This is a genomic window from Methylopila turkensis, from assembly GCF_027922325.1.
GTDB lineage: Bacteria > Pseudomonadota > Alphaproteobacteria > Rhizobiales > Methylopilaceae > Methylopila > Methylopila turkensis.
Map to the genome: position 1 here is coordinate 1,045,627 of NZ_BSFL01000003.1, position 15,838 is coordinate 1,061,464.

General features: G+C 68.7%; 11 protein-coding genes. 10 read left to right on the forward strand and 1 reads right to left on the reverse strand.

Annotated elements, in window-relative coordinates; translation table 11 throughout:
- Nucleotides 1-10: 10 nt before the first annotated feature.
- Both PKE78_RS16145 and PKE78_RS16150 read left to right on the forward strand, forming a co-directional pair.
- Nucleotides 11-2,485 carry a GcvT family protein gene (locus PKE78_RS16145; protein WP_271201923.1) on the forward strand — a complete coding sequence of 825 codons (2,475 nt, stop codon included), beginning with the start codon at nucleotides 11-13 and terminating at the stop codon, nucleotides 2,483-2,485.
- 253 nt (nucleotides 2,486-2,738) lie between these two features.
- Nucleotides 2,739-3,584, forward strand: a complete 846-nt coding sequence (locus tag PKE78_RS16150) for an EamA family transporter (protein WP_271201924.1) — start codon at nucleotides 2,739-2,741, stop codon at nucleotides 3,582-3,584.
- A gap of 126 nt (nucleotides 3,585-3,710) precedes the next feature.
- On the opposite strand, the gene PKE78_RS16155 is transcribed toward PKE78_RS16150, so the two are convergent.
- A complete protein-coding gene (locus PKE78_RS16155) occupies nucleotides 3,711-4,580 on the reverse strand; it encodes a LysR substrate-binding domain-containing protein (protein WP_271201925.1) in 870 nt (289 codons plus the stop codon).
- A gap of 109 nt (nucleotides 4,581-4,689) precedes the next feature.
- Between PKE78_RS16155 and PKE78_RS16160 the strand changes: the two genes are divergently transcribed.
- From PKE78_RS16160 to PKE78_RS16195, 8 genes are all read left to right on the forward strand, one after another.
- The gene (locus tag PKE78_RS16160) at nucleotides 4,690-5,832 is read left to right on the forward strand and encodes a 2-aminoethylphosphonate--pyruvate transaminase (RefSeq protein ID WP_271201926.1); all 1,143 of its coding nucleotides are present in this window, start codon (nucleotides 4,690-4,692) and stop codon (nucleotides 5,830-5,832) included.
- Between the two features lie 20 nt (nucleotides 5,833-5,852).
- Nucleotides 5,853-7,097, forward strand: a complete 1,245-nt coding sequence (gene phnA, locus PKE78_RS16165; protein ID WP_271202011.1) for a phosphonoacetate hydrolase — start codon at nucleotides 5,853-5,855, stop codon at nucleotides 7,095-7,097.
- Between the two features lie 119 nt (nucleotides 7,098-7,216).
- Nucleotides 7,217-8,668, forward strand: a complete 1,452-nt coding sequence (gene phnY / locus PKE78_RS16170) for a phosphonoacetaldehyde dehydrogenase (RefSeq protein WP_271201927.1) — start codon at nucleotides 7,217-7,219, stop codon at nucleotides 8,666-8,668.
- A gap of 121 nt (nucleotides 8,669-8,789) precedes the next feature.
- Nucleotides 8,790-9,809 carry a putative 2-aminoethylphosphonate ABC transporter substrate-binding protein gene (locus tag PKE78_RS16175; RefSeq protein WP_271201928.1) on the forward strand — a complete coding sequence of 340 codons (1,020 nt, stop codon included), beginning with the start codon at nucleotides 8,790-8,792 and terminating at the stop codon, nucleotides 9,807-9,809.
- A gap of 163 nt (nucleotides 9,810-9,972) precedes the next feature.
- The gene (locus PKE78_RS16180) at nucleotides 9,973-11,073 is read left to right on the forward strand and encodes a putative 2-aminoethylphosphonate ABC transporter ATP-binding protein (RefSeq protein ID WP_271201929.1); all 1,101 of its coding nucleotides are present in this window, start codon (nucleotides 9,973-9,975) and stop codon (nucleotides 11,071-11,073) included.
- Nucleotides 11,070-12,788, forward strand: coding sequence for a putative 2-aminoethylphosphonate ABC transporter permease subunit (locus tag PKE78_RS16185; RefSeq protein ID WP_271201930.1), 1,719 nt, complete (start codon nucleotides 11,070-11,072; stop codon nucleotides 12,786-12,788). Before PKE78_RS16180 ends, PKE78_RS16185 begins: the two co-directional genes overlap by 4 nt.
- Nucleotides 12,785-14,164, forward strand: a complete 1,380-nt coding sequence (gene pbfA, locus PKE78_RS16190; RefSeq protein ID WP_271201931.1) for a (R)-1-hydroxy-2-aminoethylphosphonate ammonia-lyase — start codon at nucleotides 12,785-12,787, stop codon at nucleotides 14,162-14,164. The genes PKE78_RS16185 and pbfA overlap by 4 nt, the downstream gene beginning before the upstream one ends.
- Complete coding sequence (locus PKE78_RS16195) at nucleotides 14,161-15,810, forward strand: Na/Pi cotransporter family protein (RefSeq protein WP_271201932.1); 1,650 nt, start codon at nucleotides 14,161-14,163, stop codon at nucleotides 15,808-15,810. The genes pbfA and PKE78_RS16195 overlap by 4 nt, the downstream gene beginning before the upstream one ends.
- Nucleotides 15,811-15,838: the final 28 nt, after the last annotated feature.

Consider the following 15,838-nt stretch of genomic DNA (forward strand, 5'->3'; position numbering starts at 1 on the left):
GAGGTTCCCCATGTCGCTCGCGCCGTTTCCGACCCAGGCTGAAATCGTCGTCATCGGCGGCGGCATCGTGGGCTGCTCGCTCGCCTACCACCTGACGCAGCTCGGGCATCGCGACGTCGTGGTGCTGGAGCAGGGGCGGCTCTCGAGCGGCACGACCTGGCATGCGGCGGGCCTCGTGAGCCAGCTGCGCTCGCAGGCCAGCATGACCCGGCTGATCCGCTACTCCACCGAGCTCTACGCACGGCTGGAGGCCGAGACAGGGCTCGGCACGGGCTGGAAGCAATGCGGATCGGTGTCGGTCGCGCGCACGGCCGACCGGATGACCCAGCTCCGCCGCACAATCGCCTCGGCGCGCGCGCAGGGCGTCGAGATCCACGAACTCTCGCCCGCCGAGGCCGGCGAGAAATGGCCCGTCATGCGCACCGACGATCTCGTCGGCGGCGTCTGGCTGCCGGGCGACGGCAAGGCCAACCCGACGGACCTGACGCAGGCGCTGGCGCGCGGCGCGCGCGCCGGCGGCGCCCGAATCTTCGAGAAGACGCGAGTGACCGGCCTCACCATCGCGGATGGCCGCATCCGCGGCGTCGCGACCAGCCAGGGTGAGATCGCCTGCGAAACGGTCGCGATCTGCGCCGGACAGTGGTCGCGCCAGTTCGGGAAGATGTGCGGCGTCTCGATCCCGCTGCACTCAGCCGAACACTTCTACCTCGTCACCGAGCGCATCGACGGCGTGCATCCGGACCTGCCGGTGATGCGCGACCCCGACGGCTTCATCTACTTCAAGGAGGAGGTGGGCGGCCTGGTGATGGGCGGCTTCGAGCCGGACGCTAAGCCCTGGGGCATGGGCGGGATCCCGGACGACTTCGAGTTCCAGTTGCTGCCGGACGACCATGAGCAATTCGAGATCCTGATGGAGAACGCGCTTCAGCGCGTGCCGGCGCTCGAGACCGCGGCGATCCGCACCACCGTGAACGGCCCCGAAAGCTTCACGCCGGACAACAACTTCCTGCTGGGCGAGACGCCGGAGGTCCGGGGCCTGTTCGTCGGCGCCGGCTTCAACTCCGCCGGCATCGCTTCCGCCGGCGGAGCGGGGCGCGCGCTCGCGGAATGGATCGTGGCGGGCGAGCCCACGCAGGACCTCTGGCCCGTCGACATCCGCCGCTTCGCCGCCTTCAACGCCAACCCGGCCTGGCTGAAGAGCCGCGTGAAGGAGACGCTCGGCCTGCACTACGCCATGCCCTGGCCGAACCGCGAGCTTGCGAGCGCTCGACCGTTCCGCGTCTCGCCGGTCTACGACCGGCTGAAGGCCAGGGGCGCGGTGTTCGGCTCCAAGATGGGTTGGGAGCGCGCCAATTACTTCGCCACCGGCGACCACGACCGCGAACTGGCTTACGGCTTCGGCCGGCCGAGCTGGCTGGACGCCTGCGCCGCCGAGCAGCGCGCCGCGCGCGAGGCCGTGGCGCTGTTCGACCTCACGTCCTTCGCCAAGCTCCGGCTGGAAGGACCTGACGCCGCGACCGTTTTGCAGCGGCTCTGCGCCGCCGACGTCGATCTCGCCATAGGTGACAGCGCCTATACGCCGATGCTGAACCGCCGCGCTGGGATCGAGGCGGAAGTCACCGTCGCACGGCTTGCGGCCGAGACGTTCCTGATTATCGCGGGCTCCGGACAGGCGACGCGCGACGCCGACTGGATTCGCCGTCATCTGAACGGCGCGCGGGCGACGCTGACGGACGTGACCTCGGCCTACGCCGTGCTCGGCCTGATGGGCCCGCGCTCCCGCGACCTGCTGGCGAGCCTGACCGACACCGCCCTTGACGAGGCGGCGTTTCCGCCGAACGCCGTGCGCGAGATCGCGGTGGGCTTCGCGACCGCGCTCGCCGCCCGCCGATCCTACGCCGGCGAGCTCGGCTACGAGCTCTATGTCGCGACTGAGTTCGCGGCCGGCGTCTACGACGCGCTGATCACCGCGGGCTTAGCCTTCGGCCTGCGCGACGCCGGCTACTACGCGCTCGACGCGCTGCGCATCGAGAAGGGGTTCCGTGCGTGGAGCCGCGAGACGTCGCCGGACCTCACGCCCGACGCCTGCGACCTCGGTTGCGTGATCGACCTCGCCAAGCGCGACTTCATCGGCCGCGACGCGGCGCTCGCCGCCCGTGCAGGGCCCGCGCCGACGAGGCGCCTCGTCTCGCTGCTCGGCCCGGAGCCGGGCGCGCAGATGGCCTGGGGGGGCGAGCTCCTGCTGGCGGGCGACATCGCCGTCGGCGAGGTCACCTCCGCGGCCTATGGCGCGACGCTCGGCGGCGTGGTCGCGCTCGCCTGGATCGACGCGGTCCGCGCGCGGGACCAGAGCGCGCTCGACGCCCTCGACCTCACGATCAACGCCGGCGGGGAAAGGCTGCCGGTAAGGGCGAGCCTGACGCCGTTCCTGGGTCCGCACGGCGTCGAGACCTCCACGCCCGAAGCTCTCAGGAGAGCCGGATGACGCGCCCTATCCTGGCCCCGGCCTCGAGCCGGGACCCAGACCCGCGACCTTGGCGGGATAAAGCTCGTCATGCCCCGGCGTGTCCGGGGCATGACGAGCATGGTGGGCCCAGACTAAGCGCGCCGTCATGCCCGCGCCTTCGCGCGGGTATCCACGACTTTGGGACGCGCTCGACGTCCAAGTCGTGGATACCCGGCTTCGCCGGGCATGACGTGTTGTCGCGCTCCTCCTCTTTCATCGCTTCGGCCGCCTGATGGAGCTCCACGTCTTCCTCGCCGTGCTTGCGGCCGCCGCCATGCACGCGGGCTGGAACGCCTGCCTGAAGCTCCGGATCGAGCCGTTTCTCGCCATGACGCTGGTGACGGCGGGGGCTGGAATCGTCGCGTTGCCGGTCCTACCGTTCCTGGGCGTCCCGAAGCTCGACGCCTGGCCTTGGCTTATCGGCTCGGTCGCGCTGCATCTCGGCTACTACGTCGCGCTCACCAAGGCCTATGAGCGCGCCGACATGAGCCAAGTCTACCCGATCGCCCGCGGCGGCGCGCCGCTGCTCACCGTCACCGCGAGCCTGCTGCTGCTGGGCGAGAGCCTGTCCCCGCTGCAGATCGCGGGCGTCGCGACGCTCGGCTGCGGCGTGATGCTGATCTCGCTCCTCGGCCGCCGGAAGGGCGCGGCGTTCGATCCCGTCGCGCTCGGCTATGCCGGGCTGACCGCGCTCACGATCTGCGGCTACACGCTGGTGGACGGGATCGGCGCCCGCATCGCCGGCGACGCCCATTCCTACTCCGCGACGCTGTTCGTGATCGACGCTTTCCCGCTCGCGCTGTTCGCGCTGTGGCGAAGGGGACTGTCAGGCCTTGCGCCCATGCGGCCCTACCTGCTGCAGGGCCTCGCGGGCGGGGCCATGTCGCTCGGCTCCTACTGGATCGCGATTTGGGCGATGACGGTCGCCCCGATCCCACTTGTCGCCGCCGTGCGGGAGTCGAGCGTTTTGTTCGCGGCCCTGATCGCCGTGCTCGTGCTCAAGGAGCCGCTGCAGTGGAGCCGCGCCATCTCGGCCGTGCTCATCGTCGGCGCGCTGGCGCTGATGCGGGTGGGGTGAGCGAAGGCTCCAGAATGGACGCGCGTCGATGGTCCGGCTTGACCGGACCATCCATGTCCATCGCGAAGCTCGACGCCGACGATGGGTCCTCCGGTCAAGCCGGAGGACGACGAAGAGGGTGGCCCGTCAGGTCTCCTCCTGCACCGCCTCCATAAAACTGCGCACCAGCGGGATCCGTCGACGCTCCTCCAAACATACCGCGTATTCGGCGACGGCGAGGTCGGCGCCGGTGATCTCGACGCGGGCGAGCCCCTCCCCGTCGCGGAATTCGGCGCCGAAAATCACGCCGATGCCGAAGCCGGTGGCGACCGCGTCGCGCACCGCCTCGCGGGTCTGGACCTCGAGCAGATGGCCGGGCCGCACCCCGGCTTCGGCGAGCCGCAGCTCGAATACCTCGCGGGTGACGGAGCCGCGCTCGCGCAAAACCACGTCCTGGCCGACGAAGGCCTCGATCGGCACGGACGAACGGTCGGCGAAGGCGTGGTCGCCGCGAACGAAGCCGACGAGGCGGTCCGCGCTCAGCCGCACGCTGCGGATGCGGGGGTCGGAGGTCTGCTTGGCCGTCACCGCCACGTCGGCGGCGTAGTCGAGCAATTGGCCCAGCACGTCGGACGAGTTGCCGATCGAGAGCGAGAAGGTCAGCCCCGGGTGCCGGTCGCGGATGCGGCCGAGCGCCGGCATCACATGGGTCGCGCTGTCGGCCGCGATCCGGAGATGCCCGCGCGAGAGGGTGCGCACGCCCGCGAGCAACGCCTCGGCCTCGTCCTCGGCCGCGAACAGGCGGGCGGTGATCACGAACAGGCTCTGCCCCAGCGGGGTCAGCTTCACGCTCCGCCCCACACGGTCGAACAGGCGCACGCCATAGGCCTCCTCCAGCGCGCGCACCTGGGCGGATAGGGTCGGCTGGCTGACATTTCGGGCGCGGGCCGCCTTGGTGAAGCTCTCGGCCTGGGCGACGGCGTGGAAGGCGGCGAGCCCCGAGGAACTTATCGCCATGTCGCATAGATCCTGTCTATGGATTGGATGCAAACTCCATATTGGACCTATTCGATCCGGAGCGGCTAGCCTCCCTCTCGTCATCAACGACCGAGTGGACGAGACGCTTATGGCCTCCGCCTCCATCGCCCGATCCGAAACCGGCGATCCGCTGCTGCTGACGCCCGGCCCGCTGACCACCTCGAAGTCGGTCAAAGAGGTCATGGTCCACGACTGGGGCTCGCGCGACGCCGCGTTCATCGCGATCAACAAGGCGGTGCTCGAGGGCCTGCCGAAGATCATCCACGGCGAGGCGGAGTTCGTGACGGTGCCGATGCAGGGCTCCGGCACCTTCGCGGTCGAGGCCATGCTGACGACCTTCGTGCCGCGCTCCGGCAAGGTCCTCGTGCTGGTGAACGGCGCCTACGGCCTGCGCGCTAAGAAGATCCTCGACGTCGCCGGCCGCGCCAACATCGTGCACGAGACCGCCGAGGACACGCCGCCGGATCTCGTCGAAATCGAGCGGCTGCTGTCGGCCGATCCTGCGATCACGCACGTCTTCGCCGTGCATTGCGAGACCACAAGCGGCATCCGCAACCCGGTCGAGGCGGTCGCGGCGCTGACCGCGCGGCTCGGCCGCCGCCTGCTGATCGACGCCATGAGCGCCTTCGGCGCGCTGGAGCTGGACGCCCGCGAGGTCGCCTTCGACGCGGTCGCGGCCTCGTCGAACAAGTGCATCCAGGGCGTGCCCGGCCTGGGTTTCGTGCTGGCCCGGAAGACAGCGCTGGCGGAGACCAAGGGCAACGCCACCACGCTGGTGCTCGATCTCCACGACCAGCACCAGGCGATCTCGACCACCGGCCAGTACCGCTTCACCCCGCCGATCCACGTCATCGTGGCTTTTCATGAGGCGCTTAAGGAGTTCTGGGCCGAGGGCGGCGTCGCGGGGCGCGGCGAGCGTTACGCCGACAACGCCCGCATCCTGATCGACGGCATGCGCGCGCTCGGCTTCGAGACGCTGCTGCCCGAGGCGCGGCAGGCGCCGATCATCGTCACCTTCCACATGCCGAAGGACCCGGCCTTCGCGTTTCAGCGCTTCTACGACGCGCTGAAGGACCGCGGCTACGTGATCTATCCCGGCAAGCTGACGGTGGCTGACAGTTTCCGCATCGGCTGCATCGGCGATCTATACGCGAAGGACATGAAGGCCTTCGTCGGCGTGGTGGCTGAAGTGCTGAAGGACATGGGCGTCGGCCTGAAGTCGGCGGCCTGAGGGAGGACTTGGCCATGAACATGCACGTGAACGTCGGCGCCGACGTCGTCGCCAACGGCCGCTCCTACCGGCGGCCCGAAAAGCCGGTCGTCGTGATCTGCCTCGACGGCTCGGAGCCCGGTTACATCGAGGAGGCGATCGCCGCCGGCCTCGCGCTGAACCTCGACCGGCTGATGAGAGAGGGCGCCAGCACGACCGCGCTCTCGGTCATCCCGAGCTTCACCAACCCCAACAACCTGTCGATCATCACCGGCCGCCCGCCGGCCGTGCACGGCATCGCCGGAAACTTCTTCTACGACCGCGAAGCTGGCGTGGAAGTCATGATGAACGACGCGCGTTTTCTCCGCGCGCCGACCATCCTGGCCGAGTTCCAGAAGGCCGGCCTCAAGGTCGCGATGGTGACCGCCAAGGACAAGCTGCGGACGCTGCTCGGCAAAGGCCTCGACTTCACGAGCGGAACCGCGATCGCCTTCTCCTCCGAGAAGGCGGACAAGGCCAACATGGCTGAGAACGGCATCGAGAACGTGCTCGACTTCGTCGATCGCCCGCTGCCGGAGGTCTATTCGGCCGACCTGTCCGAATTCGTGTTCGCCGCCGGCGTGAAGCTGCTCCGGAGCTTCCGGCCCGACGTGATGTACCTGTCGACGACCGACTACGTGCAGCACAAGGCGGCGCCGGGTTCGGAGGTCGCGAACAGCTTCTACGCCATGTTCGACGTCTATGTCGGCGCGCTCGACGCCGCCGGCTGCACGCTGGTCATGACCGCCGACCACGGCATGAACGACAAGCATCTCGCCGACGGCTCGCCGGACGTGATCTACCTCCAGGAGATTCTCGACGAGAAGCTCGGCGCCGGCGCGACCCGTGTCATCCTGCCGATCACCGACCCTTATGTCGCCCATCACGGCGCGCTGGGCTCATTCGCGACCGTCTATGTGGATGCCGACAAGATCCCCGCCGTAATCGACATCGCCAAGGCGATCGAAGGCGTGACCGTCGCGATCACGGCGGCGGAAGCCTGCGACCGCTTCGAACTGCCGGCCGACCGGATCGGCGACGTCGTGGTGCTCTCGGACCGCCACAAGGTGCTCGGCACGTCCGCGGCAAATCACGATCTGTCCGGCCTGACGGAGCCGCTGCGTTCGCATGGCGGCCTGACCGAGCAGACCGTGCCGATGATCTCGAACCGCAAGATCGAAGTTCCGGCGGGACGGACGCTCCGCAACTTCGACGTCTTCGACGTCGCGCTGAACCTGGTGCGCTGAACCACGTCGTCATGCCCGCCTTCGCGGGCATCCACGACTTCTGAAACGCCGCGCTTCACGACCAAGTCGTGGATACCCGGCTCCGCCGCGCATGACGGACGAGACACGGAACCGAAGCGATGAACGCCAACGTCAAGCCGCCCTTTCGCAAGGAATCCATGCGGATCGCGGGCAAGCTCGTGCAGACCGACGACATCGTCGAGGTCTTGAACCCCTACGACAACTCGGTCGTGGGAACGGTGCCCGCGGCCCGACCCGAGCACGTGCGCGAGGCCTTCCGGAGCGCCAAGGCGTTCAAGCCCAAGCTCACCCGCTACGAGCGCCAGCAGATCCTTCAGCGCACCGCGGAGATCCTCCGCGATCGCAAGGAGGAGTTCGCTCGCCTGATCGTCGCCGAGACCGGCCTCTGCTGGAAGGACGGGCTCTATGAGGCGTCCCGCGCCTACGACGTCTGGTCGTTCGCGGCGCAGCTCACCATCAAGGACGACGGCGAGATCTACGCCTGCGACATCTCCCCGATGGGCAAGCAGCGCAAGATCTTCACGACACGCGTCCCGCTGCTTGGCGTGATCTCGGCCATCACGCCGTTCAACCATCCGCTCAACATGGTGAGCCACAAGCTCGCGCCCGCGATCGCCACCAACAACCGGCTGGTGCTGAAGCCCACCGAGCTGACCCCGCTCACCGCGCTCGCGCTCGCCGACGTGCTCTACGAAGCGGGTCTGCCGCCCGAAATGCTGTCGGTCGTCACCGGCAACCCGTCGACCATGGGCGACGCCATGATCACCGACCCCGACGCCGACCTCGTGACCTTCACGGGCTCGGTCCGCGTCGGCAAGCACATCGCCAACACCGCAGGCTACAAGCGCATCGTGCTTGAGCTCGGCGGCAACGACCCGCTGATCGTCATGGAGGACGCCGACCTCGACCGCGCCGCCGATCTCGCGGTGGCGGGCGCCACCAAGAACTCCGGCCAGCGCTGCACGGCGGTGAAGCGCATCCTCGTGGTCAACGCCGTCGCCGACGAATTCTCGAAGCTCGTGGTCGAGAAGGCGAAGAAGCTGAAGTCCGGCGATCCGATGGACCCGTCGACCGACGTCGGCACGGTGATCAACGAGCGCTCGGCGATCCTGTTCGAGAACCGCGTCAACGACGCCGTGGCGAAAGGCGCGGAAATCCTGCACGGCGCCCCGCGCCGGGGCGCGCTGTTCGCGCCGACCGTCGTGGACCGCGTGCCGTACGACTGCGAGCTCGTCCACGAAGAGACGTTCGGGCCGGTGATCCCGATCGTGCGCTGCCCTGACGACATCGCGGAGGTGATCCGCATCTCCAACTCGACCGACTACGGCCTGTCGTCGGGCGTCTGCACCGACCGGCTCGACTACGTCTCGCGCTTCGTCGCCGAGCTCGAGGTCGGAACCGTGAATGTCTGGGAAGTCCCCGGCTATCGCATCGAGATGTCGCCCTTCGGCGGCATCAAGGACTCCGGCCTCGGCGACAAGGAAGGCGTGGTCGAAGCCATGAAAGGCTTCACCCATGTCCGAACATGGTCCATGCCCTGGACGACTTAAGTTTAGGCGCCGGTGGCGAAAATCAGTTCTTGTCAATTAAATGTCATACCTGTCAAATATAAAAGGACGTCGATTTTGATAACAGCCTAAAACGGCTAGCGCTTATGCAAGGGGATAGACGGTGAAGACTTGGCTCAAGGCCGGTATAGCGGCTGCTTTTGCTTTTGCCACGCCAGGCGTCGCGCTGGCCGACAAGACCAAGGTGACGGTTTACACGGCGCTCGAAAACGACCAACTCAAGCCGTTCAAGGCTGCGATCGAGACCGCCGTCCCCGAGGCGGATGTGGTCTGGGTCCGGGACTCCACCGGAGTCATCACCGCCCGTTTCCTCGCCGAGAAGGACAACCCGCGCGCCGACATGGTGGTCGGCCTCGCCGCCTCCTCGCTGCTGATGTTCGAGAAGGCCGGTCTGCTCGAGACCTACAAGCCCGCCGGCGTCGACAAGCTCAAGGACGTCTTCCGCGACAACGCGGAGCCCTACACCTGGACCGGCATGGACGCCTTTCTCGGCGCGGTGTGCTTCAACACCGCCGAGGCCGGCGGCCTCGCGGCGCCGAAGTCGTGGAAGGACCTGCTGCAGCCCGGCTTCAAGGGCAAGATCGTGATGCCGCACCCGGCCTCGTCCGGGACGGGCTACCTGCTGGTCGCGGGCTGGCTCCAGAGCATGGGCGAGGAAGCGGGCTGGGCGTTCATGGACGGGCTCCATGACAACATCGCGGCCTATCTGCACTCCGGCAGCGCGCCTTGCGTGCAAGCGGCGCGCGGCGAGCAGCTTGTAGGCCTCGCGCTCGACATGCGCGGCGCCTCCGAAAAGACCAAGGGCGCGCCGATCGAGGTGATCTTCCCGACCGAGGGCGTCGGCTGGGAGATGGAGGCGACCGCCGTCGTCAAGGGCACGAAGAATCTCGAGATCTCGAAGAAGATCGCCGACTGGGTCGCGACGGAAGACGCCAACAAGCTGTTCGCCAAGACCTACGCCGTGGTCGCCTATCCCGGCGCGGACAACCCGCCTGCGAACTATCCCGCGGGGGCCGACAAGGCGATGATCAAAAACGATCTCGGCTGGATGGCGGACAACCGCGAGCGCGTGCTGGCCGAGTGGTCCAAGCGCTATGAGTCCAAGGCCGCGCCGAAGAAGTAGGCGCGCCCGTTCTTGGCCCAGCCTTGAGCCGGGACCCAGACGCCCTGCGCTTACAGACCCAGCCGCGACGGCCGGAGTGTTTCCGAACCGTCGCGGCTCTGGGTCCCGGCTCAAGGCCGGGACAAGGTGTCGGGCCGATACGCAAGATGCACCGGAGGGTTCGATGACCGCATCCCCGACGATCGATCCGCCCTTCCTGGAGGTGCGGGGTCTGAAGAAGAACTTCGGCGGCTTCGTCGCGCTGAAAGACATCGACCTCAAGGTGCCGCGCGGCAAGTTCGTCTGCTTCCTCGGCCCCTCCGGCTGCGGGAAGACCACGCTGCTGCGCGCGATCGCCGGCCTCGACCCGCAGGATGAAGGGACGATCCTGATCGGCGGCCGCGACGTCTCCCACGCGCCGCCGTCGGATCGCGACTTCGGCATCGTGTTCCAGTCCTACGCGTTGTTCCCCAACCTGACGGTCGCGAAGAACGTCGGCTACGGCCTCGTCAACCGCGCGCGCCCCCGGCGGGAGATCGAGGAGCGCGTCAACGACCTGCTCGCGCTCGTCGGCCTGCCCGACCAGGGCTCGAAGTTTCCCGGCCAGCTCTCGGGCGGCCAGCAGCAGCGCATCGCCCTCGCCCGCGCGCTCGCCACCTCCCCCGGCCTGCTGTTGCTCGACGAACCGCTGTCGGCGCTCGACGCCAAGGTCCGCATCCGCCTCAGGGCCGAGATGCGCACGCTTCAGCAGCGCCTGCGCGTCACCACCATCATGGTCACCCACGACCAGGAAGAGGCCCTCGCCATGGCCGACCGCATCGTGGTGATGAACCACGGCGTGATCGAGCAGGTGGGGACGCCGGAGGAGATCTATCGCCGGCCGGCCACCCCCTTCGTCGCCGACTTCGTCGGCCACATGACCTTTCTCGACGCCGTGGTGACCGGTCCGCGCAGCGTGAAGGTCGGCTCGCTCGATTTCGTCGTCGCGGAGGACGCCGGCGCGCCTGTCGGCGCGGCCGTGCGGCTCGCGCTGCGCCCGGAGGCTGTGCAGACTCGCGGCGTGGCGCCGGACGCGCTGAATCGCTTCGAGGCGAAGGTCGGCGGATTGTCGTTCCTCGGCGCCTTCTGCCGCGCCCACCTCACCCCGGTCGCTGGCGGGTCGGCGCCGATCGCCGCCGACATCTCGGCCAACGCCATGCGCGACCTCGGCATCTCGGAAGGCGAAGTCCGCGCCGTGGCGTTCCCGCCGGAGGCGCTGCGCGTGTTCGCGGACGCGCGTCCATGAGCGGAGCCGTCGAAGCCATGCCGGCCGTCTCTCCCCGCGCGGCCGCGACGCGCCGCTTCGCGATCAGCGAGACCCAGGTCGCCGGCCTGATGATCGCGGCCGTCGCCGCGGTCCTCGTTCTGATCATCGCGCTGCCGCTCTGGGCGCTGCTGTCGAAAAGCCTGCAGTCCGTCGACGGCCGCTTCGTCGGGCTGCAGAACTTCGTCACCTACGCCTCGACGCCGACGCTGATGGCCTCGCTCGTCAACAGCGTGTGGGTCGCCGGCCTCGCCACGGCAATCGTGATCCCGATCGCGTTCGTCTACGCCTACGCGCTGACGCGCAGCCGCATGCCGCTCAAGAGCGTGTTCACCGCGGCCGCTCTGCTGCCGATCTTCGCGCCGTCGCTGCTTTCGGCGCTCGCGCTGATCTATCTCTTCGGCAACCAGGGCATGCTCCGGTCCTGGATGATGGGCGCCTCGCTCTACGGCCCGATCGGCATAATCGCGGCCGAGGCGCTGTATTCGTTCCCGCACGCGCTGCTGATCCTCACCACGGCGCTGTCGCTGTCCGACGGGCGGCTGCGCGAGGCCGCCGACGCCATGGGCACGACCCGGCGGCGCATCTTCTGGACCATCACCCTTCCCGGCGCTCGCTACGGCCTCGTAAGCGCGGCCTTCGTGGTGTTCACGCTCGTCATCACCGACTTCGGCATCCCCAAGGTGATCGGCGGCCAATTCGACGTGCTCGCGACCGACGCCTACCGCCAGGTCGTGGGCCAGCAGAACTTCCCGATGGGCGCAGTGGTCGGCATCGTGCTGCTGCTGCCGGCGGTCGCCGCCTTCTTCGTCGACCGCCGGGCGCAGAAGCGCCAGACCGCCCTGCTCTCGGCGCGCGCCGTGCCTTACGAGCCCAAGCCCGACCGCCAGCGCGACGCCGCCCTGTTCCTGTTCTCGGCTCTCGTCGCGCTCGCGATCGTCGCCACCTACGCCGTCGCGGCCTGGGGCTCGTTCGTGCGCTACTGGCCCTACAACCTGTCGCTGACGTTCGCGAACTACGACTTCGCCGAGGTCGAGCCGACCGGCTGGGGCGGCTATTCCAACTCGCTGAAGCTCGCGGGGCTCACCGCGGTCCTCGGCACGACGCTCGTGTTCGTCGGCGCCTACCTCATCGAGAAGATCAAGCCCTACCGGGCGTTGCGCGGCTTCGCGCATTTCCTCGCGATGCTGCCGATGGCGGTGCCGGGGCTCGTGCTCGGCCTCGGTTACGTATTCTTCTTCAACGCGTCCTGGAACCCGCTCAACGTGTTTTACGGGACGCTGACCGTGCTCGTGATCAACACGGTGGCGCATTACTACACCGTGGCCCACATCACCGCCCTGACGAGCCTCAAGCAGCTCGACCACGAGTTCGAGGCGGTGTCGGCCTCGCTCAAGAGGCCGTTCTGGACGCTGTTCGGCCGGGTCACCGCGCCGATCTGCGCGCCGGCGATCCTCGACATCGCGGTCTACATGTTCGTCAACGCGATGACGACGGTGTCGGCGGTCATCTTCCTCTACGGCGCGGACACCAAGCTCGCCTCGATCTCGATCGTGCATATGGACGAAGCCGGCGCCGTCGCCTCCGCCGCCGCCATGGGCACGGTGATCATGGCGACCGCGATCGGCGTGAAGGTCTTGCACGTGGCGCTGACCGCGCTCGTGTTCGGCCGGCTGCAGCGGTGGCGCCGGCGATGAGCGGATCTAAACTCCGGCTGGTCGCGGAATCGGAGAGCGACACCAACCTGACCGATCGGCGCGCAAGGTGGCAGGCGGGCGCTCTGGACGACCCCACCCGCGCTCTGCTGGCGCGCGACGAACGCGCCTTCCTGCGCCAGTCGGTCTCGACCCCGTGCCTCAACGCCATCGCGAAGGCGGAAGGGATCTGGATCGAGGACGTCTCCGGCCGCCGCTACATGGATTTCCACGGTAACAACGTCCACCACATCGGCTACGGCCATCCGCGCCTCAAACAGGCGATCGTCGCGCAGATGGACGCCCTGCCCTTCGCCCCGCGGCGCTACGCCTGCGAGCCGGCGACGCTGCTCGCCGAGAAACTGGCCAAGATCACGCCGGGGACGCTGTCCAAGGTGCTGTTCACCACCGGCGGATCCGACGCGATCGAGCTCGCGGTCAAGATGGCGCGGATCGCGACCGGGCGCTTCAAGACGCTGTCGTTCTGGGACGCGTTTCACGGCGCTGGCGTCGGCGCTGGCGCGCTGTCGGGCGAGACGTTGTTCCGCTCCGGGCCGGCCGCTCCGCTGGTCGCAGGCGCGCTGCATGTGGCGCCCTTCGGCGGCTACCGCTGCCCCTACGGAACCGCGAGCGCGGAAGAGAGCGGCGCCGCCTGCGCCCGCATGATCGACTATGTGCTGTCGCGGGACCCGGACGTCGCCGCCCTGATCGCTGAGCCTACCCGCGCGGTGCCCTACATCGCCCCGCCCGGCTTCTGGGCGAGCGTGCGCGGGATCTGCGACAAGCACGGTGTCAAGCTGATCTTCGACGAGATCCCGACCGGGCTCGGCAAGACGGGCAGGATGTTCTCCTGCGAGCATGACGGCGTCACGCCGGACATCCTCGTGCTCGGAAAGGCGCTCGGCGGCGGCGTGCTGCCGATCGCGGCGCTGGTCGCGCGGCCGGAGTTGGACGTCGCGCAGGACTGGGCCTTCGGCCACTACACCCACGAGAAGAACCCGGTCACGACGCGGGCGGCGCTCACCACCATCGAGATCATCGAAGACGATGGTCTGGTCGAGAACGCCGCCGCGGTCGGCGCCTACGCGCTGGAGCGGCTCGCGGAGATGAAAACCCGCCACGAAGTCATTGGGGACGTGCGCGGGCGGGGGTTTCTTCTTGGGCTAGAGATGGTGAAGACTGGCGGGTCCGACCCTGACGGGGCGCTTGCGGAGAACATCATGTATCGCGCGCTGGATCTCGGCCTGTCGTTCAAGACCACGATGGGCAATGTGCTCACCCTGACGCCGCCGCTGACCCTCACGCGCGACCAGATGGCCGACGCGCTCGACCGCCTCGAGACGGCGATCGACAGCGCGGTCGAGGCCCGAGGGCGTTGAGCGCCACCCACGTCCTGATCGAGCTTCTCGGCGAGATCGCGCTGCTGCTGTGGGGCGTGCACGTGGTCAACAGCGGCGTGCAGCGCGCCTTCGGCAGCCGCCTGCGGCACGCGCTTGGCGAGGGGTTGAAGACGCGCGGCCATGCGTTTCTGGCCGGTCTCGGCGTCACCGCCCTGCTGCAGTCCTCGACGGCGACGGCGCTGATGATCGCCTCGTTCAGCGCGGCGGGCGCCGTCGAGCTCGCGCCGGCGCTCGCCATGATGCTGGGCGCTAATGTCGGCACGACGCTGATCGTGCAGGTCGCCTCCTTCGACGTCTCGCACGTCTTCCCACTGTTCCTGTTCGCGGGCGTGCTGGTCTACCGCCGCTCGCGCTCGAGCCTGATCCGCGACCTCGCGCAGACCGCGGTTGGGCTCGGGCTGATGCTGCTCGCGCTCCACCTGCTGGTGGAGACGATGCGCCCGATCGAGGCCTCCGCGACCCTAAAGACGCTGTTCGCGGCGGTGACGGAGGAGCCGCTGATCACCGTGCTGATCGCGGCGTGTCTGAGTTGGGCGGCGCATTCCTCCGTGGCCGCCATGCTGCTCGTCATGTCGCTCGCGGGCGCAGGCGTCGTCACCGTCGAGGCCGCGCTCGCGATGGTGCTCGGCTGCAACCTCGGCAGCGCGCTGAACCCGCTTCTCGACGCCATGGGAGGAGACCCGGCCAAGCTCCGGGCGCCGTTCGGCAATCTGATCAACCGGCTGGTCGGCTGCGCGCTCGCCCTGCCCTTCCTCGGCCCGATCGCGGACGGGCTCGCCGCGATCGACCCGGACCCGGCCCGGCTCGCGGCGCTCGGGCATTTCGCCTTCAACATCGCGACCGCGGCGCTGTTCATCGGCGTGCTGCCGCAGTTCGCCGCGCTCCTGCGCCGCGTTCTCCCCGACCGGCCGCCCGCGAACGATCCGGCGACGCCGCTCTACCTCGACGACGCCGCGCTCTCGACCCCCTCGGTCGCGCTCGCCAACGCCGCCCGCGAGGTGCTGCGCATGGCCGACGTGGTCGAGGACATGCTGAAGGGCTCGCAGGCCGCCTTCGCCCATGACGACGTCGCGCGCGTGCTTCAGGTCCGGCGCACCGATGACGTGCTCGACACGCTGTACGACAAGATCCAGCTCTACATCGGCGCGATCGACCACGACCGGCTCAGCGAGAAGGAGACCGCACGCGTGTTCGCGACGCTCGCGCTCGCGATCAACCTCGAGCACATCGGCGACATCGTGGACAAGAACCTGATGGAGATGGCCGCGCAGCGCATCCACGACCGGCGCCTGCTGCCCGCCCCCGCCATGCGCCGGATCGACGCCATGCACGACCGGCTCTGCGAACACCTGAGGCTCGCGGTCGCGGTGTTCATGTCAGACGACGCCGACGCCGCCCGCAGGCTGGTCGCGGAAAAGGAAAACTTCCGCACGCTCGAGCGCGAGGCCACCGAGCGGCACTTCGCCGAGATGCGCTCGGGACGCCCGGACCAGATCGAGACCAGCGCCCTGCAGCTCGACATCACCCGAGATCTCAAGCGCATCGAGGCGCACATCGCGGCGACCGTCTACGGCCTGCTGGAGAAGAGCGGCGACCTTCGCGCGAGCCGGCTCGCCCCGAACTGAGGCCAGCGTCGGTCCGGCCGGCCATCGC